Genomic DNA, 21,351 nt, shown 5'->3' on the forward strand with positions numbered 1-21,351 from the left:
GTGTCACCGGGGGTGGGGGCAGCGTGAGCGGGGGGCAGCGGAGAAAGGCACAGCAAAGCCAAGCACAACCTCGCCCAACGGGCGGGTGAGAACATGTTCGATCCCTCGAATAAAACGGCGTCCAAAAATAGCGGCGCGATGCTAGGGAGCGTCATTTGCGCCGTCAATTAAATATTTGTCTCCAGAGTTATTCCGAGAACCCGTTATCCAGAATCAGACGCATCGGTCCGTGCCCTCGGCCCGGCCCGCAAAACCTTTTTGACAGCATCGTATTTCAACAGGTTAGAATCGCTGGCACGCAGGCTGCATGGTCAGCCTGTGCCCGTCTTTCAGTTTTCCGGAGTACTGCCTTTGACTGCGACGACCATCAACAGCCTGTTCTTGATCGGCGCGTTGCTGGTAGGTGCGAGCATTCTGGTCAGCTCCCTTTCGTCCCGCCTGGGTATCCCCATCCTGGTGATCATCCTGGCCGTGGGCATGGTTGCCGGGGTCGACGGCGCCGGAATTCTCTTCGATAACTACGCCACGGCCTATCTGGTGGGCAACCTTGCGCTGGCGGTGATCCTGCTGGACGGTGGCTTGCGTACCCGGGTCTCCAGTTTCCGGGTGGCCTTGTGGCCGGCGCTGTCGCTGGCGACGGTCGGCGTGCTGATCACCACGGGCCTGACCGGCCTGGCGGCGGCGTGGCTGTTTGACCTTAACCTGATCCAGGGCCTGCTGATCGGCGCCATCGTCGGCTCCACCGACGCCGCGGCGGTGTTCTCGTTGCTGGGGGGCAAGGGCCTGAACGAACGGGTCAGTGCCACCCTGGAGATCGAATCCGGCAGCAACGACCCCATGGCCGTGTTCCTGACCGTCACCCTGATCGGCATGCTCGCCAGTGGTGAAACCGGCCTGCACTGGAGCCTGCTCGGGCATCTGGTGCGCGAGTTCGGCATCGGCGCGGTGATCGGCCTGGGCGGTGGCTGGCTGATGTTGCAGCTGGTGAACCGCATCAACCTGGCCAACGGCCTCTACCCGATCCTGGTGATCAGCGGTGGCCTGGCCATCTTCGCCCTGACCAACACCCTGCACGGCAGTGGTTTCCTGGCGGTGTACCTGTGCGGCCTGGTGCTGGGCAACCGCCCGGTGCGCAGCCGCCACGGCATCCTGCATATGCTCGACGGCATGGCCTGGCTGGCGCAGATCGGCATGTTCCTGGTACTGGGATTGCTGGTCACACCCCACGACCTGCTGCCGATCGCCTTGCCGGCCCTCGGCCTGGCACTGTGGATGATCCTGTTGGCACGGCCGCTGTCGGTCATGGTGGGCCTGATGCCGTTCCGGGCATTCCATGGCCGCGAAAAAGCCTTCATTTCCTGGGTCGGCCTTCGCGGCGCGGTCCCGATCATCCTGGCGGTCTTCCCGTTGATGGCCGGCCTGCCTCACGCCCAGCTCTATTTCAACCTGGCGTTCTTTATCGTGCTGGTGTCCTTGCTGGTGCAGGGCACCAGCCTGCCCTGGGTCGCCAAACTGCTGCATGTCACCGTCCCGCCGGAGCCGCTGCCGATCTCCCGGGCCGCGCTGGAAGTACACGTCACCAGCGAATGGGAGCTGTTCATCTATCGCCTGGGCGCGGAGAAATGGTGCATCGGTTCCCCCCTCCGGGACCTGAAAATGCCCGATGGAACACGTATCGCGGCCTTGTTTCGCGGCCAGCAACTGCTCCATCCGTCGGGTAGTACGGTGCTTGAAACCGACGACCTGCTCTGCGTCATCGGCCATGAACATGACCTGCCGGCCCTCGGAAAACTGTTCAGCCAGGCGCCACAACGGGGCCTGGATCTGCGCTTCTTCGGCGACTTCGTTCTGGAGGGAGACGCCCAGCTGGCTGCGGTTGCGGCGCTGTACGGATTGAAGCTCGACGGTATCGATCCGGACATGTCCCTGGGCCGCTTCATTGCCCAGAAGGTCGGTGGTGCTCCAGTGGTCGGCGACCAGGTGGAGTGGAACAACACCTTGTGGACTGTCGCGGCCATGGACGGGAACAAGATCGGCAAAGTGGGCGTCAGATTCCCCGAAGGAAGTCGCCCGGGTCCCGGCTTGTTCCTCTAAACTGCTCCCTTTCTTATTTGCTTGACCGGTCTCTATGCCTACCCTGCGCTCTTTTTTCGCCATTGCCCTGCTGGGCCTGAGTCTTTCCATCTGCACGCTGCAAGCCGCCGAGCCGCCCACCAGCGAATCGGTTCAGGCCAGCCTGGACAAGATCGCCGACCGCAAACTGCCGGAAGCCGACCAGAAGGCTTTGCAAGCGGTGCTGCAAGGCACCCTGGCCCAACTCGCCAGCAAGGCCGAGTACGAGCAGAAACTGCAGGCACTCAAGCAGCAGTTGGCCAACGCCCCCAAGCAGAACATTGAAAACCAGCGTGAACTGACGCGACTCAAGAGCACACCTGTGGTGCCCGTGGCGCAGCGTTACGCGAACCTGCCGATTCCCCAGCTCGAACAAATGCTGACGGATCGCTCCACCCAGCAGAGCGACTTGCAAAAGGCCCTCGCCGATGCCAACAGCCTGATCATCACCGCACAGACCCGGCCCGAACGGGCCCAGGCCGAAATTGCCAACAGCCAGACTCGCATCCAACAGATCAACGCCATTCTCAAGACGGGAAGAGACGCTGGAAAAACCCTCAGCAGTGAACAGCGCGACCAGCTCAACGCCGAACTGGCGGCCCTCAACGCGCTGATCCCGCTACGGCGCCAGGAACTGGCCGGCAACAGCCAGTTGCAGGACCTGGGCAACGGCCAGCACGACTTGCTGATGGAAAAGATCGCCCGCATGGAGCAGGAGATCCAGGACCTGCAGAACCTGATCAGCCAGAAGCGCCTGGCCCAGTCCCAGGAAACGGTGACCCAGCAATCCATCGAAGCGCAGAAAGCCGGCGGCAGCAGCCTGCTGGCCACCGAAAGCGCGGCCAACCTCAAGCTTTCGGACTATCTGCTCAAAAGCACCGACCGCCTCAACGAAGTCACCCAGCAGAACCTGCAGACCAAGCAACTGCTGGACAGCGTCACCCAGACCGACGCGGCCCTGGACGAACAGATCAGCGTACTCAAGGGCAGCCTCCTGCTTTCCAAGATCCTCTATAAACAACGCCAGACCCTGCCGCGCCTGCAACTGGACCAGAACCTGGCCGACCAGATCGCCGACATCCGCCTGTATCAGTTCGAAGTCAGCCAGCAACGCGAGCTACTGAACAATCCGAGCGCCTACGTCGACAGCCTGCTGGCATCGCAACCGGCGGAACAGGTTACGCCGCAGTTGCGCAAGACCCTGCTGGACCTGGCACTGACCCGGATCGACCTGCTGGAACGCTTGAGCCGCGAACTGAGCGCCGTGCTCAACGAATCCATTACGTTGCAGCTCAACCAGAAGCAACTGCTCAGCACCGCGCAAAACCTGCGGGCGACCCTCGAAGAACAGATGTTCTGGATCCCCAGCAACAAGCCACTGGATCTTGAATGGTTGCGTGGCGTGCCAAGCCGCCTGGAAAAACAGGTGGACTCGCTGCCCTGGGCCTCGAGTCTCAGTGAGCTGGCCGATGGCCTGACCCAGCGCCCACTGCTGTTCCTGCCCCTGGCGCTGCTGATCGGTGCGCTGCTGTGGCGACGCAAGAATCTTTATGCCCGGCTGAACAAGGTTCACCAGGACGTTGGCCACTTCAAGCGCGACAGCCAGTGGCATACGCCCCAGGCGATCCTGATCAACATCCTGCTGGCGATGCCGGTGGCCCTGGCGCTGGCGCTCTGTGGCTATGCCTTGCAGATCGACGCCCGCGGCCAGAACGCCAACCTCGGTGCCGCGCTGTTGCAGATCGGCCAGGCCTGGCTGGTGTTCTACACTGCCTATCGCATACTGGCCCCCGGTGGCGTGGCCGAGCTGCATTTCCGCTGGGAGAAACCCCAGGTCGAATTTCTCCAGGGCTGGATCCGTCGCCTCGGGCTGGTGGTGCTGGCGCTGGTGGCCGTGGTGGCCGTGGCCGAGCTGCAACCTTCGACCCTGGCCGACGACGTACTGGGCATGCCGGTGGTGCTCACCTGCTACGCCCTGATGGCCTGGTTGCTCAGCCGCCTGCTGCTGAGCAGCCCGACCCATCGCAACACCTCTCTGTTCCGCAAGGCGGTCGGGGTGGTGTTCACCGCCTTGCCCATCGCCCTGTTCGTGGCCGTGTGCTTTGGCTACTACTACACCGCGCTGAAACTCAGCGACCGGCTGATCAACACCCTCTATCTGCTGATGTTCTGGCTGGTGATCGAGGCGACCTTCGTGCGGGGCCTGTCCGTCGCGGCCCGGCGCCTGGCCTACCAGCGAGCCCTGGCCAAGCGTCAGGCAGCCAAGGAAGCCGGCGATGGCGAGGCGGTGGTCGAAGAGCCGACCCTGGACATCGAGAAAGTCAACGAACAGTCCCTGCGCCTGATCCGACTGGCCCTGCTGGGTGGCTTCATCGCCGCACTGTACTGGGTCTGGTCGGACCTGATCAGCGTGTTCTCGTACCTGGACAACATCACCCTCTACGAATACACCAGCGGCACGGGCGTCAACATGAGCATGGTGCCCATCAGCATCGGCGACATGCTCGGCGCGCTGATCATCATCGGCATCACTTTCGCCCTGGCGCGCAACCTGCCGGGCCTGCTGGAAGTGTTCGTGCTGTCGAAGCTGAACCTGGCCCAGGGCAGCGCCTATGCCACCACCACGCTGCTGTCCTATGTGATCGCCGGCGTCGGCTTCGTCACCACCCTGTCCACCCTGGGCGTGAGCTGGGACAAATTGCAATGGCTGGTGGCGGCGCTGTCGGTAGGCCTGGGCTTCGGCATGCAGGAAATCTTCGCCAACTTCATATCCGGGATCATGATCCTGTTCGAGCGCCCGGTGCGAATCGGCGACACCATCACCATCGGCAACCTGTCGGGCACGGTGAGCAAGATCCGCATCCGCGCGACCACCATCACCGACTTCGACCGCAAGGACATCATCGTACCGAACAAGACCTTCATCACCGGGCAACTGATCAACTGGTCGCTGACCGACACCGTTACCCGGGTGACCCTGAAACTGGGCGTGGACTACGGCTCCGACCTGGACCGGGTGCGCGAACTGCTGCTCAAGGCTGCCCGGGAGAACCCGCGGGTGCTGAAGGAGCCGGAACCGATCGTGTACTTCCTGAACTTCGGCGAGAGCACCCTCGATCATGAGCTGCGCATGCATGTGCGCGACCTCGGTGACCGCAACCCGGTACTGGACGAGATCAACCGCTTCATCAACCGTGAGTTCAAGAAGGAGCACATCAACATCTCCTTCCGGCAGATGGAAATCTACCTGAAGAACCTTCACGGCCAGGAATACAAGCTGGTACCCGCCGAGCCGGACAAGAAAACCATCCCGCCGGTGCCCTCGGCCGTAGCCAGCATCAAGCCGGTGCAAGAGCCGCCGCAAGAAACACTCGACTGATGTGCGATGCCCAAGGCATCGCGCCGGAGACGGCCATGAAAACGCTGGAAACGTTGACCTTCGATAACCGCTTCGCCCGCCTGGGCGACGGTTTCTCGGCCCATGTACTGCCCGAGCCCATCGACAACCCACGACTGGTGGTGGCCAGCCCGGCGGCCATGGCGCTGCTGGACCTGGATCCGGCCGAAGCCCACACGCCGTTGTTCGCCGAGCTGTTCGGCGGGCACAAGCTATGGGCCGAGACCGAGCCTCGGGCGATGGTCTATTCCGGGCACCAGTTCGGTCATTACAACCCGCAACTGGGGGACGGCCGTGGATTGTTGCTGGCAGAGGTGTACAACGAAGCCGGCCAGCACTGGGACTTGCACCTCAAGGGGGCCGGCCAGACGCCGTTTTCACGGACGGGCGATGGACGGGCGGTCCTGCGCTCGTCGATCCGCGAATTCCTCGCCTCGGAAGCGCTGCACGCTTTGGGCATTCCCACCACGCGCGCCTTGTGCGTAATCGGTTCGGACACCCCGGTCTGGCGCGAAAAGCAGGAACGCGCCGCCATGGTATTGCGCATGGCGCCAAGCCACGTGCGCTTCGGCCACTTCGAATACTTCTACTACACCAACAAACCGGAGCTGCAGGCGACCCTCGCCGAGCATGTGCTCAACCTGCACTTTCCCGAGTGCCGCGAGCAGCCGGAGCCGTACCTGGCGATGTTCCGCGAAATCGTCGAGCGCAACGCCGAGCTGATTGCCAAATGGCAGGCCTATGGCTTCTGCCACGGAGTGATGAACACCGACAACATGTCGATCCTGGGCATCACCTTCGACTTCGGGCCGTTCGCCTTCCTCGATGACTTCGATGCCAATTTCATCTGTAACCACTCCGATGACCAGGGCCGCTATTCATTCAGCAACCAGGTGCCCATCGGCCAATGGAACCTCAGCGCCCTGGCCCAGGCCCTGACGCCCTTCATCAGCGTCGAAGCCCTGCGAGAGACCCTGGGCCTGTACCTGCCACTTTTCCAGGCCCATTACCTGGACCTGATGCGTCGCCGCCTCGGCCTGACCCGCGCCGAAGACGACGACCAGAAACTGGTGGAACGCCTCCTTCAGCTGATGCAGAACAGTGGCGTCGACTACAGCCTGTTCTTCCGCCGCCTGGGAGAAGAGTCTGCGGAGCAGGCCGTCGCCAGGCTGCGGGACGACTTCGTCGACCTCAAGGGCTTCGATGCCTGGGGCAGGCTCTACGTCGAGCGGGTCAGCCGTGAAGGCCCTGTCGACCAGGGTCAGCGCCGCAGCCGGATGCACGCCGTCAACCCGCTGTATGTACTGCGCAACTACCTGGCACAGAACGCCATCGACGCGGCCGAGTCAGGCGACTACACCGAAGTGCGCCGCCTGCACACCGTGCTGGCCAACCCGTTCGAGGAACAACCGGGCATGGACAACTACGCGCAACGCCCGCCGGAATGGGGCAAGCACCTGGAAATCAGCTGCTCGTCGTGACGCGGCTCCATGGCTGAGGAGCCGTTCCTTCGCCAGGAGAATCCATGCAATCGACATGTTTATCTGGATGCCCTTCAGCGCTCACCCCACCTTGTCGTTGCCCTGCTCGGGGGTTTCGATGCCCGGCTCGGTCTCGGCGCCTTCCTTGTCGGACGGTTCGGTCGATGGCTTTTTCTCGGGGTAGCCCGGCATGCCGCGGGCATCTTCCGGGGTGAGCTCGTCCCGATCGTGGCGACGATCGGTTGCATAGGCGGGAGCGGCGTTCGGGTCTTCGTCGCGACCGGCCGTGCCGAGCACGAAGCCGTCGTCGTTGGGGTTGTCCGGTGCTTGGGCGAAGGCTTGATCTTTCGTAGGGCTCATGGGACCTCCATGGGTTGCGAACAGATACGTTGTGGTGTTTTTGAGGTCCAGGCGCGACATCAGTGCGACGCACCTGATGAATGGCAACCTTGATAAACCGCCCCGGCGGCACCAGATCAGGCTCATGATCGTTTTCTGGAGCCCGCCATGCCTGACCCGATGCTGATTCCTTGCCCCCACTGCAACGGCCTCAATCGCCTACCCGCCGACCGCCTGGCAGACCGGCCCAAATGCGGGCGCTGCAAGGCCCAGGTGCTGCTGGACGAACCGTTCGAACTCAAAGAGGGTGACTATGCCAGCCAGATCAAGGGTGACCTGCCATTGCTGGTGGACGTGTGGGCACACTGGTGCGGGCCATGCAAGTCATTCGCGCCGGTGTTCCAGCAGGCTGCCGCGCAACTGACCGGCAAATGCCGACTGGCCAAGCTCGACAGCGAAGCCTACCCGCAACTGTCGGCACAGCTGGGGATTCGCTCGATTCCCAGCCTGATCCTGTTCAAGGATGGCCGGGAAGTCGCACGTCAGAGCGGGGCGCTGCCCTTGCCCCAGTTGATGAGCTGGTTGCGCAGCCAGGGCATCTAAACCCCACGATCATTGTGGGAACCTTGCTCGCGCAAGCGGTTTGGCGAGCAACCCTGCCCACACCGGGACTCGTATGAGCCCGGTCAGTCAGGCGTTTTCAAGCAGTCCGTGCAGTTCCACAAACTGCTGGGTCAACTTGTGCCGCGGGTCCAGGTGGATCAGCGGCAGGCTCGCCTGGTGGGATTCGCGCATGCGTACCGAGCTGCTCAGGTACACCGGCAGCACGGGCAAGCCTTCGGCGATCAGTTCGTCAAGCATCTGCTGCGGCAGGCTGGCACGGGCCTGGAACTGATTGACCACGATGCCTTCGATCTCCAGGCCGTCGTTGTGGTCCTCCTTGAGTTCTTCGATTTCCGCCAGCAGGCCATACAACGCCTGGCGGGAGAAGCTGTCGCAATCGAAGGGGATCAGCACGCGGTCGGCGGCGATCAGTGCCGAAACCGCGTAGAAGTTCAGGGCGGGCGGGGTGTCCAGGTAGATTCGGTCGTAGTCTTCGTCCAGCTCTTCGAGCAGTTTGCGCAGTTTGTTGATCTTGTGTTTCGCCTCCAGCTTGGGCTGCAGGTCCGTCAGCTCGGCGGTGGCGGTGATCACGTGGAGGTTGTCGAAGGGCGTTTCGTAGATGTCGACCTTGTTCTTTTTCGAGAAAGGCCCGGATGACAGGGTCTGCTTGAAGAAGTCGGCAATGCCCATGGGAATGTCATCGCCCGTAAGGCCGGTGAGGTACTGAGTGGAATTGGCCTGGGCATCCAGGTCCACCAACAGCGTGCGATACCCCTCGCTGGCGCTGACTGCCGCCAGATTGCAGGCGATGCTGGACTTGCCTACGCCACCTTTCTGATTGAACACCACGCGCCGCATGTCAAAACCTCCGTGTATCAAAGATTCCCGAGTGTAGTAGGGCAAGACCCCGCTTCGCTACCTTCGGTATGGATGGACTACAGCGTTAGTGGCTTTTTCCGAAAAGGGAACGTCAATTCGCGCAGAATCTTACGGAAGTTACCGACAGACAGGCTCGTGAGAATCGCGACAATGACAGGCCTGTGCCGGGAGGGACCGTCAAATCCCCCCGAGCGCACCAACGTAACCATTATTTGCTACAAGCCAACCGCACCGGGATAATGCGCGCCACTTGGGTCGCAAGATCATGCAGGGTTGGACGCGGGTCAAACCACTGAACCGTGACAATAAAAGCCCGCAGGGGTGGGATGAATTCTGTGATCGATTTCAACATCGCCCAATGGCGCGCCTGGGCCCCAGGGCTCGAAAGCGTGGACGACTGGCAGGCGTGGAGCCGACAGCCGGTCATGCTGCCCCCAGGCGATGGCGCCCCTGACGTCTCGTTCCTGCCGGCCATGCAGCGTCGGCGACTCAGCCGCCTGGCGCGGATGGCCTTCAGTGTCGGCTGGCCCCTGGCGGAAGGCCGGCCGGACCTGCCGTTGGTCTTTATTTCCCGCCACGGTGAAACCCCACGCACTTTTGAGATTCTCAAGGACCTGGCAGCCGACCAACCGCTGTCGCCGACCCAGTTCAGCCTGTCGGTGCACAACGCAGTGATCGGCCTATGGTCGATCATGCGCGGCGAAACCAGCGAAATGACGGCCCTGGCCGCCACCGGCGACGGGCTGGAACATGGCGTACTGGAAGCCGCCGCGCTGTTGAACGAAGGCGCACCGGCGGTATTGCTGGTCATTGCCGAAGAACAACCGCCGCAGGTGTATACGCCCTGGGTGGACGACGTGCCCTTTCCCTATGCGGTAGGGCTTTTGCTGACCCCGGGCGAAGACTGGCAACTGACCCTGTCCACCCCGCAGACCCAACCGCAAGGCAGCGAATGGCCCCATGCCCTGGACCTGGTGCGCACGCTGCTGAACAACGAAACCACTTGCCAACATGCCTGGAAGAATCGCGTATGGACCTGGCAACGCAACCGGTGACCGGTAAACATCGCGACGCCTACTACTGGCGTCTGCTCGCAACCGCGGCCAGCTTTACCCTGTTCGGGTTGGGCGGTCTGTGCCTGCGCTTGCTGGTGTTTCCGTTGCTGGCCTGCTGGCCCGGCGACGCCCAGGCTCATCGGCAACGGGCGCGGCGCACGGTCGGACGGCTGTTCTGGTTCTTCATTCGCTTCATGGCCCGCACCGGCGTGCTCACCTACCGCATCGACGGTGCGGAAAAGCTCGGCCGCCCCGGCCAGATGATCATTGCCAACCACCCTTCGCTGATCGACGTGGTGTTCCTGATCGGGCTGGTGCGCGATGCCAACTGCGTGGTCAAGCAAAGCCTGTGGGACAACCCCTTCACCCGCGGCCCGTTGCGCTCGACCCAATACATCAGCAACGACGGCAGCATGGACATGCTCGATGCCGCCAGCGACGCCCTGAAGGATGGCCAGACCCTGATCGTGTTCCCCGAAGGCACGCGAACCCAGCCAGGCCAGGCGCCGGCCTTTCATCGGGGCGCAGCGGCCATCGCCCTGCGGGGTGCGAAAATCCTTACACCCGTGACGATCAAGGTCAGCCCCACCACCCTGACCAAGGCCGAACCCTGGTATCGCATCCCCCAGCGCCGTGTGCACTTCAGTTTCCATGTGGGGGCCGATATAGATCCACAGGCATTCGCCACGCTCGGTCCTCCACCCCAGGCTTCGCGCAGGCTCAACGATTTCTTGCATCACTATTACATCAAGGAGCTCGCCGAAGATGAGCGATCTGCACCGTGACATCAAACAGCTGATCATCGACGCCCTCGGCCTTGAGGACATCAGTGTCGACGATATCGGCGATCACCAGACCCTGTTCGGCGAAGGCCTGGGCCTGGACTCGGTGGATGCCCTGGAGCTTGGCCTGGCGATCCAGAAAAGGTGGGGCATCAAGATCGATGCCGACGCCAAGGACACCCGCAACCATTTCAGCAACGTGGCAAGCCTTGCTGCCTTCGTCACCGCAAAAAGCGCTTGAGACCGGACCATGCAAACTCGTGATGACATCTTCAATACCCTGCGCGACGCCCTGGTGGAGCTCTTCGAGCTGGACCCGGAGCGGGTGACGCTGGAATCGAACCTGTACCAGGACCTGGAAATCGACAGCATCGACGCGGTCGACCTGATCGATCACATCAAGCGCCAGACCGGCAAGAAAATCGCCGCCGAAGAATTCAAGTCGGTGCGTACCGTCAACGACGTGGTCGAGGCGGTCTATCGACTGGTCCAACCGGCCGCATGAGCCGGTTGATTGGCCTCGGCCTGCTGTTGGCGGGCCTGCTCTACCCCTTTGCGGTGTATTTCGGCATGGAGCACTTCGCACCGTGGCAGTTCGGCCTGCTGCTGGGCAGCCTCTGGCTGGCCCGCGCGCTGCTCGGAAAAGGCGGCCCCGGCACGCTCTGGATGGCGGTCACGGCGATCGTGTTCTGCGCCTTGCTCGCCTTGTTCGACAGCCCGCTCCTGCTGCGCTGGTACCCGGTGCTGATCAGCGCCTTCATGCTCGGGCTGTTCGTCCTGAGCCTGAAGTACGGCCCGCCGATGATCGAACGCGTGGCCCGCCTGCGCGAGCCGCAACTGCCGCCCAAAGCGGTGGTGTATACCCGCCAGGTCACGGTGGCCTGGAGTGTGTTTTTCCTGTGTAACGGTTTGCTCGCCGCCGCCCTGACGCTCTGGGCGCCGCTGAGTTGGTGGATGTTGTACACCGGCCTGATTTCCTACGGACTGATGGGGCTGCTGTTTGCCATTGAATGGCTCATACGACAACGGGTAAGAGGCCGCCCATGAATTGGATAAAACTTGAGCAGATGCTGCTCGAGGCTCGACCGGAGCGCACCGTGGCAGTGGATCCGGTCATGGACCACTCGCAACTGCGCGATGAAGCCCTGCGCCTCGCCGCAGGACTGCAAGCCAAGGGCGTGCAGCGTCTGGCGGTGCACCTTGAAGACGCGGCGGACCTGGCTGTGGCCCTGCTCGGCGCCTGGCAGGCGGGCGTACGGGTCCTGCTCCCCGCCGACCTGCAGGCGCAGACCCGCCAGCGCTGGGCGGCCGAAGTCGACTTGTGGCTGACCGACCAGCCCGGCGACACGCATCCCGGCGAGCTACGCTCTACGCCCCTGGCGCCTGTGGCACTGGACCTCGACCGATGCTGGCTGAGCCTGTGCACGTCCGGCTCCAGCGGCGAGCCCAAGCGCATCGAGAAAACCCTTCGGCAGTTGAGCCATGAAGTCATGGCCCTGGAGCAGTTGTGGGGCGCCGGCCTGGGGCCGGCCTGCATGATCGGCAGTGTCGCCGCCCAGCACATCTACGGCCTGCTGTTCCGGGTGTTGTGGCCGCTGTGCGCCGGGCGTCCGTTCGTACGCCGCCAGGTGGCCTTTCCGGAAGACCTGCAACGCGCCAGCCGCCAGCACCCGGCCTTCGCCTGGGTCGCCAGCCCGGCGCTGCTCAAGCGTATGGGCGATAACCTCGACTGGCCGGCCTTGAGCCATGTTCGCCGGGTGTTTTCCTCCGGCGGCGCCTTACCGGCCGATGCTGCCCATAGCCTGCAGCAACGCCTCGGGCAATGGCCCACAGAGATTTTCGGCAGCTCGGAAACCGGCGGTATCGCCTGGCGCCAGGGCGGCGGATTGTGGCAGCCCTTCACCGGCGTCGAGCTGACCCAGGCCGCCGACGGCGCCTTGCTGGTGTCCTCGCCTTATTTACCCCCCGGCCATGTGGAACATACCGCCGACGCGGCACGGATCGCCGACGATGGTCGCTTCGAACTCCTTGGGCGGCTGGACCGCATCGTCAAGCTGGAAGAAAAACGCATCTCCCTGCCCATGCTTGAACAAGCCCTGCTGACCCATGACTGGGTCAGCGAAGCGCGACTGGGGGTGGTACAGGAAAACCGCGCCTCCCTTGGCGCCCTGCTGGTGCTGAGTGAAACCGGCCTGCACGCCCTGCGCAACCTGGGCCGGCGTGCGCTCACCGACGCCCTGCGCCGGCACCTGGGCGAGCACTGCGAAACCCTCGCCCTGCCACGGCGCTGGCGCTGGCTGCGGCAGTTGCCACTCAACGCCCAGGGCAAACTGCCCCAGGCCGACGTCGAGGCACTGCTGGCGGCACCGCGCCCGAAAAAACCGGAGGTGCTGGAACAGATCCAAAGCGATGGCGAGTGGAGCCTGCAGCTGGCGGTTCCGCCAGACCTGGCCTACTTCAGCGGCCACTTCCCCACCGCGCCGGTATTGCCTGGCGTGGTACAGGTCGATTGGGCGCTGGGCCTGGGCCGGCGCCTGCTGGACATGCCGCCGCGCTTCGTCGGCATGGAAGTGCTGAAATTCCAGCAATTGATACGCCCTGGCGATGAAGTCCAACTGCACCTGCGCTTCGACCGTGAACGCGGCAAGCTGTATTTCGCCTACCGCAATGACACAGCCACCTGTTCCAGTGGGCGGATCGTGCTGGGGGTGGCCGATGACTGACCACACCGCTGCACTCCTGTGGCGAGGCAATTCACCCCCGCAGGGTTGCGCAGCAACCCCGAAGCCTGTGCAACGGCACAGACTGATGGCGAGCGCTTCCCACTCGAGCGGGGCGGTGCAACGTTTCGCCAGATCCCCTGGCCACGATAAACGGGCGGCAGATGAAAGATATGCATAACCCTTGCGCCGTCATCCCGGTCTACAACCACGAGACCGCCGTCTCGGCGGTGGTGCAGGCCTTGCTCGCCAATGACCTGCCCTGCGTCTTGGTGGACGACGCCAGCAGCCCGGCCTGCGCGGCCGTGCTGGAGCGGCTGGCCGAACACGAGCGTGTCCATCTGATCAGGCTGGCAGTCAACCAGGGCAAGGGCGGCGCGGTGATGACCGGCCTGCGGGAAGCCTCGCGCCTGGGGTTCAGCCATGCCTTGCAGGTCGACGCCGACGGCCAGCATGACCTGGGTGACGTGAAGACCTTCATCGATCAATCCCGTACCCACCCGGACGCCCTGATCTGCGGTTATCCGCAATACGATGCCAGCGTACCGAAAGGTCGTCTGTACGCCCGCTACCTCACTCATGTGATGGTCTGGATCAATAGCCTGTCCCTGCAGATCCGCGATTCGATGTGCGGCTTCAGGGTCTATCCCCTGGCTGCGACCCTGGCGCTGATCGGCTCGGCGAACATCGGCAAGCGCATGGACTTCGATTCGGACATCCTGGTGCGCCTGGCATGGCGCAATCAGCCGATGCGCTGGCTGCGCACCCGTGTCCACTACCCCCAGGACGGGGTCTCGCACTTTCGCCTGTTCCACGACAACGTGCTGATTACCCGCATGCACACCCGACTGTTCTTCGGCATGCTGGTGCGCCTGCCCGTGATTCTCTGGCGACGGTGGCGGACATGAGCGCCGACCAACAGCACTGGGCCGACCGCCAGGAGCGCGGCAGTTACTGGCTGATGAAGTTCACCGCGTTCGCTGCCCGGGTGCTGGGGCGCCGGCTGCTGAGCCCGCTGCTGTACGGCATCGTCCTGTACTTCTTTATCTTCGGCCGCAGCGCCCGCCATGCGGCGTGGCAGTACCAGCGGCGCCTGGCCGACTGGAGCGGCCGTGCCGAACTACGTCCGACCCATCGACGAGTCTTCGGGCAGTTCATGGCGTTTGCCGACTCCTTGCTGGACAAGCTCGACGTCTGGAACGGCAAATTGAGCATCGAGCAGATCGAAATCGTCGATACGGCGCTGCTGCGCAATCACCTGCGGGGCGAGCGTGGACAGATGCTGGTGGGGGCGCACCTGGGCAATCTGGAAATGTGCCGGGCCCTGGCCGAACTGGGCGAGAAAGTGACCATGAACGTGCTGGTGCACACCAAGCACGCCGAGCAGTTCAATCGCCTGCTGGGCGAGGCCGGCGCCACGCACCTGCGGCTGATCCAGGTCAGCGAGCTGGAGCCGTTGATCATGCTGCAACTGAGCGAACGCCTGGAGCGCGGCGAGTGGCTGGCGATTGCCGGCGACCGCATACCCTTGCACGGCGGGCGCAGCGTGACCGTGGATTTCATGGGCCATCCCGCCGCGTTCCCCCAGGGCCCATGGCTGCTGGCCGGCCTGCTCAAATGTCCGGTCAACCTGCTGATGTGCCTCAAGCACGAGGGGCGCTATCGGGTCACCCTCGAACCCTTCGCCGAGGCCGTGGAATGGAAACGCAGCGACCGAGAACAAGTGATCGCCCATTGGGCCGGCCGCTATGCCGCACGCCTGGCGCAGTATTGCCTCCAGGCCCCGCAACAGTGGTTCAATTTCTACCCTTTCTGGAAGACCGATGACGATGCCCACTCTTGAACCGGTAACCTTTGGCGAACGCCCCTTGCGCATCGAGGACGTGCTGGCCTTGGCCAATCGTCAGGCGCCGACGCAACTTCAGGATGACCCGGCGTTCCGCCAGCGCATCGCCAAGGGCGCGCAGTTCCTCGACTCCTTGCTGGACAAGGAAGGCGTGATCTACGGCGTGACCACCGGCTACGGTGATTCTTGCGTGGTGGCCGTGCCGCTGCACCATGTCGAGGCCTTGCCGCGTCATCTGTACACCTTCCACGGCTGTGGCCTGGGCAAGCTGCTGGACGCCCAGGCCACCCGCGCAGTGCTGGCGGCACGCTTGCAGTCGCTGTGCCACGGCATGTCCGGGGTGCGGGTGGAGCTGCTGGAACGGCTCCAGGCCTTTCTCGAGCACGACATCCTGCCACTCATCCCGGAAGAAGGTTCGGTGGGCGCCAGCGGCGACCTGACGCCCCTGTCTTACGTCGCGGCCACGCTGTCGGGGGAACGGGACGTGCTGTTTCGCGGCGAGCGCCGCCTGGCGGCCGATGTGCATCGCGAACTGGGCTGGCCCCCGCTGGTGCTGCGGCCCAAGGAAGCCCTGGCGCTGATGAACGGCACCGCCGTGATGACCGGCCTGGCCTGCCTGGCCTTCGCCCGGGCCGACTACCTGCTGCAATTGGCGACCCGCATTACTGCGCTGAACGTCGTCGCCCTGCAAGGCAACCCCGAACATTTCGATGAGCGCCTGTTCGCTGCCAAGCCTCATCCGGGGCAAATGCAAGTGGCCGCGTGGCTGCGCAAGGACCTGGCGATCAACGCCCCCACCGCACCGTTGCACCGCCTCCAGGATCGTTACTCCCTGCGCTGCGCCCCTCATGTGCTCGGCGTACTGGCCGACAGCCTGGGCTGGCTGCGCTCGTTCATCGAAACCGAGCTCAACAGCGCCAACGACAATCCGATCATCGATGCCGAGGCCGAACGGGTCCTGCACGGTGGGCATTTCTACGGCGGACATATCGCCTTCGCCATGGACAGCCTGAAGAACCTGGTGGCCAACGTTGCCGACCTGCTGGACCGCCAGCTCGCCCTGTTGGTGGACGAGCGCTACAACCATGGCCTGCCGAGCAACCTGTCCGGCGCCAGCGCCGAGCGGGCGATGCTCAACCACGGCTTCAAGGCCGTGCAGATCGGTGCCAGCGCCTGGACTGCCGAAGCCTTGAAGAACACCCTGCCGGCCAGCGTGTTCTCACGCTCCACCGAATGCCACAACCAGGACAAGGTGAGCATGGGCACCATCGCCGCCCGGGACGCGATCCGCGTGCTGGAGCTGACCGAGCAGGTAGCCGCCGCGACGCTGCTGGCGGCCAACCAGGGCGTATGGCTGCGCAGCCGCAGCGAAGACGCGCGGCCACTGCCGCCGGCCCTGGCCGCCATGCACGCCGAACTGGCCGGGGATTTCGCGCCGGTCATCGAAGACCGGGCCCTGGAAAGCGAACTGCGCCTGTGCCTGCAACGCATCGCCGAACGGCACTGGAGGCTGCATGCGTAGTCAGGGAGTGCTGCACGTCGACACCCAGGTGGTGGTGCCGTTTTTCGATGTCGATTCGATGAACGTGGTCTGGCATGGCCATTACGTCAAGTACCTGGAAGTGGCCCGCTGCGCCCTGCTCGACCTGATCGGCCACAACTACAACGACATGCTCGCCTCCGGCTATGCATGGCCGGTGATCGACCTGCAACTGCGCTATGTGCGCAGCGCCGTGTTCGGCCAGGCCCTGAGCGTGCGCGCCAGCCTGGTGGAATGGGAGAACCGCCTGAAGATCAATTACCTGATCAGCGACGTGGAAACCGGCGAGCGCCTGACCCGCGCCAGTTCTGTGCAAGTGGCCGTGGACATCGCGACCCGTGAAATGCTGCTGGCCTCGCCCCGGGTCTTCGTCGAAGCCGTCGAAAGGAAATTGCCATGAAACGCCTGTACCTGGGACTGTTGCTCTGGGGCCTGGCGTCCCTGGCCCAGGCCTTCGACCTGCAGCGACTGAGCGAACAACTGGCCCGCCCGGAAGTCATCCACGGCCAGTTCATCCAGGAAAAGCATCTGCGCGCCTTGCCCCAGCCCCTCATCAGCAAGGGGCATTTCGTGCTGGCGCAGAAGCACGGCCTGCTGTGGCTACTGCGAACCCCGCTGCAACAGGACTACCGGATCACCGCCCGAGGCATCGCCCGACGAGACGGCGACACCTGGCAAATGCTGCCGAACAAGAGCGAAGGCGCCGAACAGAATCGCCTGTTCATGGCCGTGCTGCAGGGAGACAGCAGCGGCCTGCAACGGGATTTCGAACTGAGCCTGACGGGTACCGCGCAACAGTGGACACTCAAGTTGGTTCCGCGCTCGGTACTGCTCAAGCAGATCTTCACCCGGATCGACATCGAGGGCGGCGAGCTGGTGCGGCGCATCGAGCTGCTGGAAACCCAGGGCGACAGCACCGTGCTGCGGATGCAAGACAGCACCAGTGCACAGCCCCTGAGCGAAGCGGAGCAACATGACTTTGCCGAGTGAACGCAAGCTGCCCTGGCTGTTCCTGGCCTTGCTCCTGGCAGTGCTGGCGCTGGCCGGCTGGCAGTGGCGCAACGGCGCGCCGTTGTCGGCCAATCTCATGGAACTGGTGCCGGGCACCACGCCCGATGCCCTGGAGCTCATTGCCGAGCGACGCATGCAGGAACCGTTGAACCGCGAGGTACTGGTGCTGGTGGGCCATCACGACCGCCAGCAGGCCATCGCGCTGGCGCAAACCCTCGGTCAGCAATGGCAGGCCAGTGGACTGTTCGACAAGGTCCAATGGACGCTGCAAGCCGATCTGTCGGCATTGCGCACGCAGTTGCTCAACGGCCGGCTGGCGATGCTGTCGGCCACGGACCGCCAGCAGTTGATCGACCATCCCCAGGCATTCATCCAGCAACGGGTACAAGCCTTGTTCGATCCGTTCAGCGGCTTCAGCCTGGTACCCAGCCAGGACGACTGGCTGGGACTGACCGGACGCATCCAGAACAGCCAGCCGCAACACGGCGCAGTAACGCTGGATGTGAGCAGCGGAGCACTGATCGCCGAAGCCGACGGCAAGCACTGGGTGCTGCTGCGGGCCCGAACCCATGGCGACGCCTTCGACATGAACCTGCCGCTGCAAGTGGCGCAGCTGTTGCAGCGCAGCCGCGACCAGGCGAGCCAGGCCCAGGGGCAGTTGCTGGCCGCCAGCGGCCTGCTCTATGCGGCCAACGGGCAGCAGCAAGCCTCGCGTGAAATCACCTGGGTCGGCGGTGGCGCGACGGTGGGCATCCTGTTGCTGCTGTTGCTGGCTTTCCGAAACCTGCGGGTGTGGCTGGCGTTCGTGCCCGTGCTGGTGGGCATGCTGTTCGGCGCGGTGGCCTGCGTGGCCCTGTTCGGACGCATACACGTCATGACTTTGGTGCTGGGCTCCAGCCTGATCGGCGTAGCGGTGGACTACCCGTTGCACTACCTGTCCAAGAGCTGGAGCCTCAAGCCGTGGCACAGCTGGCCCGCCCTGCGCCTGACCCTGCCCGGGCTGAGCCTGAGCCTGGCGACCACCTGCATCGGCTACCTCGCCTTGGCCTGGACACCTTTCCCGGCGCTGACCCAGATCGCGATCTTCTCCGCCGCCGGGCTGGCCGGAGCCTATCTCGCGGCGGTCTGCCTGCTGCCGGCACTGCTCAACGGCGCCGAACTGCGTCCGGCCCAGTGGCCGCTGCGGCTCTGCGAACACCTGCTCCAGGCCCGCGCAGCGCTGCTGGCGCGGGTCTGTACGCCCATCCTGCTGGTGCTGCTGTTGATCTTCTGCGCCGGCGGCCTCTGGCACCTGAGCACCAAGAACGACATCCGCCAGTGGATCGGCACGCCCCAACACCTGACGGACGAAGCCCAGGTGATCGCCCGGATCACCGGTTTCCAGCCGACCAGCCAGTTCTTCCTGATCCGCGCCGACGACCAGGCCCAATTGCTGGAACGCCAGACCGCGCTCAACGAGCGCCTGGACCAGTTGATCGGTCTGAACAAACTCCAGGGCTACCTGTCGCTGAACCAGTTGGTCAGCCCTCCCGCCGAACAGCAGAAGGTGCGCGAAGCCCTGGCCCGGTTGCCGGCGTTCTGGCAGCCGTTGCTGGACCTGGGCGTACCGGTCAGCGCGTTGCAGGCGGAACTCGCGCAATTGCAGGCCCTGCCCGTTACCGACATAGGCACTGCACTCACCGGGCCGCTGGCCGAACCGTATCGCACGCTCTGGCTCGGGCCGACAGCGCAAGGCGTGGCCGCGGTGGTCAGCCTGCAGGGCTTGAACGATGCGGCGCTGCTGCGGGTGCAAGCGGTGGACCTGCCCGGCGTGCACCTGGTAGACCGCCTGGGCGATCTGAACCGGGTCTTCGCCGCCACGCAAATCAGTGCCGCCGAGTTGAAGCTGGCGTCCTGTGTGCTGATCGTCCTGCTGCTGATCTGGCCGTTCGGCGTCGGCGCGGCCCTGCGCATCGTCGCCCTGCCGCTGCTGGCCGCGATGTGCAGCCTGGCGAGCCTGGGCTGGCTCGGCCAGCCGTTGACCCTGTTCAGCCTGTTCGGCCTGCTACTGGTGACCGCCATCGGCGTCGACTACGCGATCCTGATGCGCGAACGGATCGGCGGGGCCGCAGTGAGCCTGCTGGGTACCCTGCTGGCGGCAGTCACCACCTGGCTGTCGTTCGGCCTGCTGGCGCTTTCCAGCACACCGGCGGTGAGCAACTTCGGCCTGGCGGTAAGCCTGGGGCTGGCGTTCAGTTTCCTGCTGGCGCCCTGGGCCGGACACCATGAGCCCCCCGAGGCGGAGCCTGCCCCATGACCCATTCCCTGAACCTCATCGCCCCGGCAAGGAGTGCATATGCCTACGATTGAAATGGAACGGCGCCAGGTCGTCGTCATCGGCGCCGGCCCCTCCGGCGCCATCGCCGCCGCGTTGCTCAAGCGCAAGGGGCACGACGTGCTGGTCATCGAGCGCCAGCACTTCCCGCGGTTCTCCATCGGCGAGAGCCTGTTGTCCCACTGCCTGGATTTCGTCGAAGAGGCGGGCATGCTCGAAGCGGTGAACGCTGCCGGGTTCCAGCGCAAGAACGGTGCCGCCTTCGCCTGGGGCGAGCGCTACAGCGCCTTCGATTTCGGCGATACCTTCAGCGCCGGCAAGCCCACCACATTCCAGGTCCAGCGCGCCGATTTCGATAAGCTGCTGGCCGACCAGGCCGCGTTGCAAGGCGTAGAGATCCGTTATGGCGAAACCATCGCCAGCGCTGACTTCAGCCTGCCCAGCCCACAGTTGGGCGTGCAGCGCGAGGACGGCAGCCAATACCGGGTCGAGGCGCAGTTCGTGCTCGATGCCAGTGGCTATGGCCGGGTCCTGCCGCGCCTGTTGGACCTGGAGGCACCGTCGAACTTCCCGCTGCGCCAGGCCGTGTTCACCCATATCGAGGATCGCATCGACAACCCGGCCTTCGACCGGCAGAAGATCCTGATCACCACGCACCCGAGCAAACGCGACGTGTGGTTCTGGACCATCCCGTTCAGCGACGGTCGCTGCTCGGTGGGCGTGGTCGCGGCGGCGGAGCACTTCGCCGGTGGCACCGACGACCTCGACGCCTGCCTGCGTGGTTTCATCGACGACACCCCAAGCCTGGCCGGCGTCCTGCAGGATGCCGTGTGGGACACTCCGGCGCGGACCATCGGCGGGTACTCGGCCAACGTCAAGACGCTGCACGGGCCTGGCTTTGCCCTGCTGGGCAATGCCGCGGAATTCCTCGACCCGGTGTTTTCCTCCGGCGTGACCATCGCCATGCGTTCGGCGAGCATGGCCGCCGGCGTGCTCCATCGCCAGTTGCAGGGCGAAAGCGTGGACTGGCAGGGCGAATTCGCCGAACCGCTCAAGCGTGGCGTCGATACCTTCCGTTGCTACGTGGAAGGCTGGTACGCCGGCACCTTCCAGGACGTGATCTTCTACACCGACGGCTCGGCCGACATCCGCCGCATGATCAGCTCGATCCTGGCCGGCTACGCCTGGGACCAGAGCAACCCCTTCGTCAGCGAACCCAAGCGACGCCTGCGCATGCTTTCGGAAATCTGCGCGAGCACGGCACCATGAGCC

The 21,351-nt window shown here is 64.2% G+C and carries 19 protein-coding genes; 17 read left to right on the forward strand and 2 right to left on the reverse strand.

Translation table 11 applies throughout. The features are described 5' to 3' along the window. Window positions 1-351 precede the first annotated feature (351 nt). From BT179_RS11970 to selO, 3 genes are read left to right on the forward strand one after another with little or no spacing between them, the layout of a single operon-like run. Window positions 352-2,094, forward strand: a complete 1,743-nt coding sequence (locus BT179_RS11970) for a potassium/proton antiporter (protein WP_072398015.1) — start codon at window positions 352-354, stop codon at window positions 2,092-2,094. Window positions 2,095-2,128: 34 nt separating this feature from the next. Continuing rightward, the gene (gene mscK, locus BT179_RS11975; protein ID WP_072431650.1) at window positions 2,129-5,491 is read left to right on the forward strand and encodes a mechanosensitive channel MscK; all 3,363 of its coding nucleotides are present in this window, start codon (window positions 2,129-2,131) and stop codon (window positions 5,489-5,491) included. A gap of 35 nt (window positions 5,492-5,526) precedes the next feature. Further along, complete coding sequence (gene selO, locus BT179_RS11980; RefSeq protein ID WP_072431694.1) at window positions 5,527-6,990, forward strand: protein adenylyltransferase SelO; 1,464 nt, start codon at window positions 5,527-5,529, stop codon at window positions 6,988-6,990. A gap of 81 nt (window positions 6,991-7,071) precedes the next feature. Here selO and BT179_RS11985 read toward each other — a convergent pair whose 3' ends face one another. Further along, the gene (locus BT179_RS11985) at window positions 7,072-7,350 is read right to left on the reverse strand and encodes a hypothetical protein (protein ID WP_072398013.1); all 279 of its coding nucleotides are present in this window, start codon (window positions 7,348-7,350) and stop codon (window positions 7,072-7,074) included. 147 nt (window positions 7,351-7,497) lie between these two features. On the opposite strand from BT179_RS11985, the gene trxC reads away from it, so the two are divergent. Beyond that, on the forward strand, window positions 7,498-7,932 hold the full coding sequence (trxC, locus tag BT179_RS11990) for a thioredoxin TrxC (RefSeq protein WP_072398012.1): 435 nt from the start codon (window positions 7,498-7,500) through the stop codon (window positions 7,930-7,932). Window positions 7,933-8,019: 87 nt separating this feature from the next. On the opposite strand, the gene BT179_RS11995 is transcribed toward trxC, so the two are convergent. Then, window positions 8,020-8,790, reverse strand: coding sequence for a ParA family protein (locus BT179_RS11995; RefSeq protein WP_072398011.1), 771 nt, complete (start codon window positions 8,788-8,790; stop codon window positions 8,020-8,022). A 347-nt stretch (window positions 8,791-9,137) separates the two neighbouring features. On the opposite strand from BT179_RS11995, the gene BT179_RS12000 reads away from it, so the two are divergent. The 13 genes from BT179_RS12000 (at window position 9,138) to BT179_RS12060 (ending at window position 21,348) form a co-directional block, all read left to right on the forward strand. Further along, window positions 9,138-9,866 (forward strand): beta-ketoacyl synthase chain length factor, encoded by a 729-nt coding sequence (locus tag BT179_RS12000; protein ID WP_072431651.1) that lies wholly within the window; start codon window positions 9,138-9,140, stop codon window positions 9,864-9,866. Then, the gene (locus tag BT179_RS12005) at window positions 9,842-10,651 is read left to right on the forward strand and encodes a lysophospholipid acyltransferase family protein (RefSeq protein WP_072398009.1); all 810 of its coding nucleotides are present in this window, start codon (window positions 9,842-9,844) and stop codon (window positions 10,649-10,651) included. Before BT179_RS12000 ends, BT179_RS12005 begins: the two co-directional genes overlap by 25 nt. Beyond that, the gene (locus BT179_RS12010) at window positions 10,632-10,889 is read left to right on the forward strand and encodes a phosphopantetheine-binding protein (protein WP_072398008.1); all 258 of its coding nucleotides are present in this window, start codon (window positions 10,632-10,634) and stop codon (window positions 10,887-10,889) included. Before BT179_RS12005 ends, BT179_RS12010 begins: the two co-directional genes overlap by 20 nt. 9 nt (window positions 10,890-10,898) lie before the next feature. Further along, window positions 10,899-11,153 (forward strand): acyl carrier protein, encoded by a 255-nt coding sequence (locus BT179_RS12015; RefSeq protein ID WP_030140951.1) that lies wholly within the window; start codon window positions 10,899-10,901, stop codon window positions 11,151-11,153. After that, window positions 11,150-11,695 (forward strand): COG4648 family protein, encoded by a 546-nt coding sequence (locus BT179_RS12020; protein ID WP_072431652.1) that lies wholly within the window; start codon window positions 11,150-11,152, stop codon window positions 11,693-11,695. Before BT179_RS12015 ends, BT179_RS12020 begins: the two co-directional genes overlap by 4 nt. Then, window positions 11,692-13,371 carry an acyl-CoA synthetase family protein gene (locus BT179_RS12025; protein WP_072431653.1) on the forward strand — a complete coding sequence of 560 codons (1,680 nt, stop codon included), beginning with the start codon at window positions 11,692-11,694 and terminating at the stop codon, window positions 13,369-13,371. Before BT179_RS12020 ends, BT179_RS12025 begins: the two co-directional genes overlap by 4 nt. 170 nt (window positions 13,372-13,541) lie before the next feature. Beyond that, window positions 13,542-14,276, forward strand: a complete 735-nt coding sequence (locus BT179_RS12030; RefSeq protein WP_072398005.1) for a glycosyltransferase family 2 protein — start codon at window positions 13,542-13,544, stop codon at window positions 14,274-14,276. Then, entirely contained in the window at window positions 14,273-15,211 is a 939-nt protein-coding gene (locus BT179_RS12035) for an LpxL/LpxP family acyltransferase (protein WP_072398004.1), read from the forward strand. Before BT179_RS12030 ends, BT179_RS12035 begins: the two co-directional genes overlap by 4 nt. Then, window positions 15,192-16,736 (forward strand): HAL/PAL/TAL family ammonia-lyase, encoded by a 1,545-nt coding sequence (gene hutH, locus BT179_RS12040; protein ID WP_072431654.1) that lies wholly within the window; start codon window positions 15,192-15,194, stop codon window positions 16,734-16,736. The genes BT179_RS12035 and hutH overlap by 20 nt, the downstream gene beginning before the upstream one ends. After that, window positions 16,729-17,154 carry an acyl-CoA thioesterase gene (locus tag BT179_RS12045; protein WP_072431655.1) on the forward strand — a complete coding sequence of 142 codons (426 nt, stop codon included), beginning with the start codon at window positions 16,729-16,731 and terminating at the stop codon, window positions 17,152-17,154. Before hutH ends, BT179_RS12045 begins: the two co-directional genes overlap by 8 nt. Further along, complete coding sequence (locus tag BT179_RS12050) at window positions 17,151-17,744, forward strand: outer membrane lipoprotein carrier protein LolA (RefSeq protein ID WP_072398001.1); 594 nt, start codon at window positions 17,151-17,153, stop codon at window positions 17,742-17,744. The genes BT179_RS12045 and BT179_RS12050 overlap by 4 nt, the downstream gene beginning before the upstream one ends. Next, entirely contained in the window at window positions 17,728-20,061 is a 2,334-nt protein-coding gene (locus tag BT179_RS12055; protein WP_072398000.1) for an MMPL family transporter, read from the forward strand. Before BT179_RS12050 ends, BT179_RS12055 begins: the two co-directional genes overlap by 17 nt. Before the next feature lie 39 nt (window positions 20,062-20,100). Next, entirely contained in the window at window positions 20,101-21,348 is a 1,248-nt protein-coding gene (locus BT179_RS12060; RefSeq protein WP_072431656.1) for an NAD(P)/FAD-dependent oxidoreductase, read from the forward strand. Window positions 21,349-21,351: the final 3 nt, after the last annotated feature.

The organism is Pseudomonas sp. NFACC43 (assembly GCF_900119645.1).
GTDB lineage: Bacteria > Pseudomonadota > Gammaproteobacteria > Pseudomonadales > Pseudomonadaceae > Aquipseudomonas.

What these genes read in the sequence shown, in the direction of transcription:
- BT179_RS12010 (WP_072398008.1), top strand. Translation starts at nt 10,632, where the DNA reads ATGAGCGATCTGCACCGTGACATCAAACAGCTGATCATCGACGCCCTC.
- hutH (WP_072431654.1), top strand. Translation starts at nt 15,192, where the DNA reads ATGACGATGCCCACTCTTGAACCGGTAACCTTTGGCGAACGCCCCTTG.
- BT179_RS12015 (WP_030140951.1), top strand. Translation starts at nt 10,899, where the DNA reads ATGCAAACTCGTGATGACATCTTCAATACCCTGCGCGACGCCCTGGTG.
- selO (WP_072431694.1), top strand. Translation starts at nt 5,527, where the DNA reads ATGAAAACGCTGGAAACGTTGACCTTCGATAACCGCTTCGCCCGCCTG.
- BT179_RS11985 (WP_072398013.1), bottom strand. Translation starts at nt 7,350, where the DNA reads ATGAGCCCTACGAAAGATCAAGCCTTCGCCCAAGCACCGGACAACCCC.
- BT179_RS12000 (WP_072431651.1), top strand. Translation starts at nt 9,138, where the DNA reads ATGAATTCTGTGATCGATTTCAACATCGCCCAATGGCGCGCCTGGGCC.
- trxC (WP_072398012.1), top strand. Translation starts at nt 7,498, where the DNA reads ATGCCTGACCCGATGCTGATTCCTTGCCCCCACTGCAACGGCCTCAAT.
- BT179_RS12050 (WP_072398001.1), top strand. Translation starts at nt 17,151, where the DNA reads ATGAAACGCCTGTACCTGGGACTGTTGCTCTGGGGCCTGGCGTCCCTG.
- mscK (WP_072431650.1), top strand. Translation starts at nt 2,129, where the DNA reads ATGCCTACCCTGCGCTCTTTTTTCGCCATTGCCCTGCTGGGCCTGAGT.
- BT179_RS12045 (WP_072431655.1), top strand. Translation starts at nt 16,729, where the DNA reads ATGCGTAGTCAGGGAGTGCTGCACGTCGACACCCAGGTGGTGGTGCCG.
- BT179_RS11995 (WP_072398011.1), bottom strand. Translation starts at nt 8,790, where the DNA reads ATGCGGCGCGTGGTGTTCAATCAGAAAGGTGGCGTAGGCAAGTCCAGC.
- BT179_RS12060 (WP_072431656.1), top strand. Translation starts at nt 20,101, where the DNA reads ATGCCTACGATTGAAATGGAACGGCGCCAGGTCGTCGTCATCGGCGCC.
- BT179_RS12030 (WP_072398005.1), top strand. Translation starts at nt 13,542, where the DNA reads ATGCATAACCCTTGCGCCGTCATCCCGGTCTACAACCACGAGACCGCC.
- BT179_RS12035 (WP_072398004.1), top strand. Translation starts at nt 14,273, where the DNA reads ATGAGCGCCGACCAACAGCACTGGGCCGACCGCCAGGAGCGCGGCAGT.
- BT179_RS12020 (WP_072431652.1), top strand. Translation starts at nt 11,150, where the DNA reads ATGAGCCGGTTGATTGGCCTCGGCCTGCTGTTGGCGGGCCTGCTCTAC.
- BT179_RS12005 (WP_072398009.1), top strand. Translation starts at nt 9,842, where the DNA reads ATGGACCTGGCAACGCAACCGGTGACCGGTAAACATCGCGACGCCTAC.
- BT179_RS12055 (WP_072398000.1), top strand. Translation starts at nt 17,728, where the DNA reads ATGACTTTGCCGAGTGAACGCAAGCTGCCCTGGCTGTTCCTGGCCTTG.
- BT179_RS12025 (WP_072431653.1), top strand. Translation starts at nt 11,692, where the DNA reads ATGAATTGGATAAAACTTGAGCAGATGCTGCTCGAGGCTCGACCGGAG.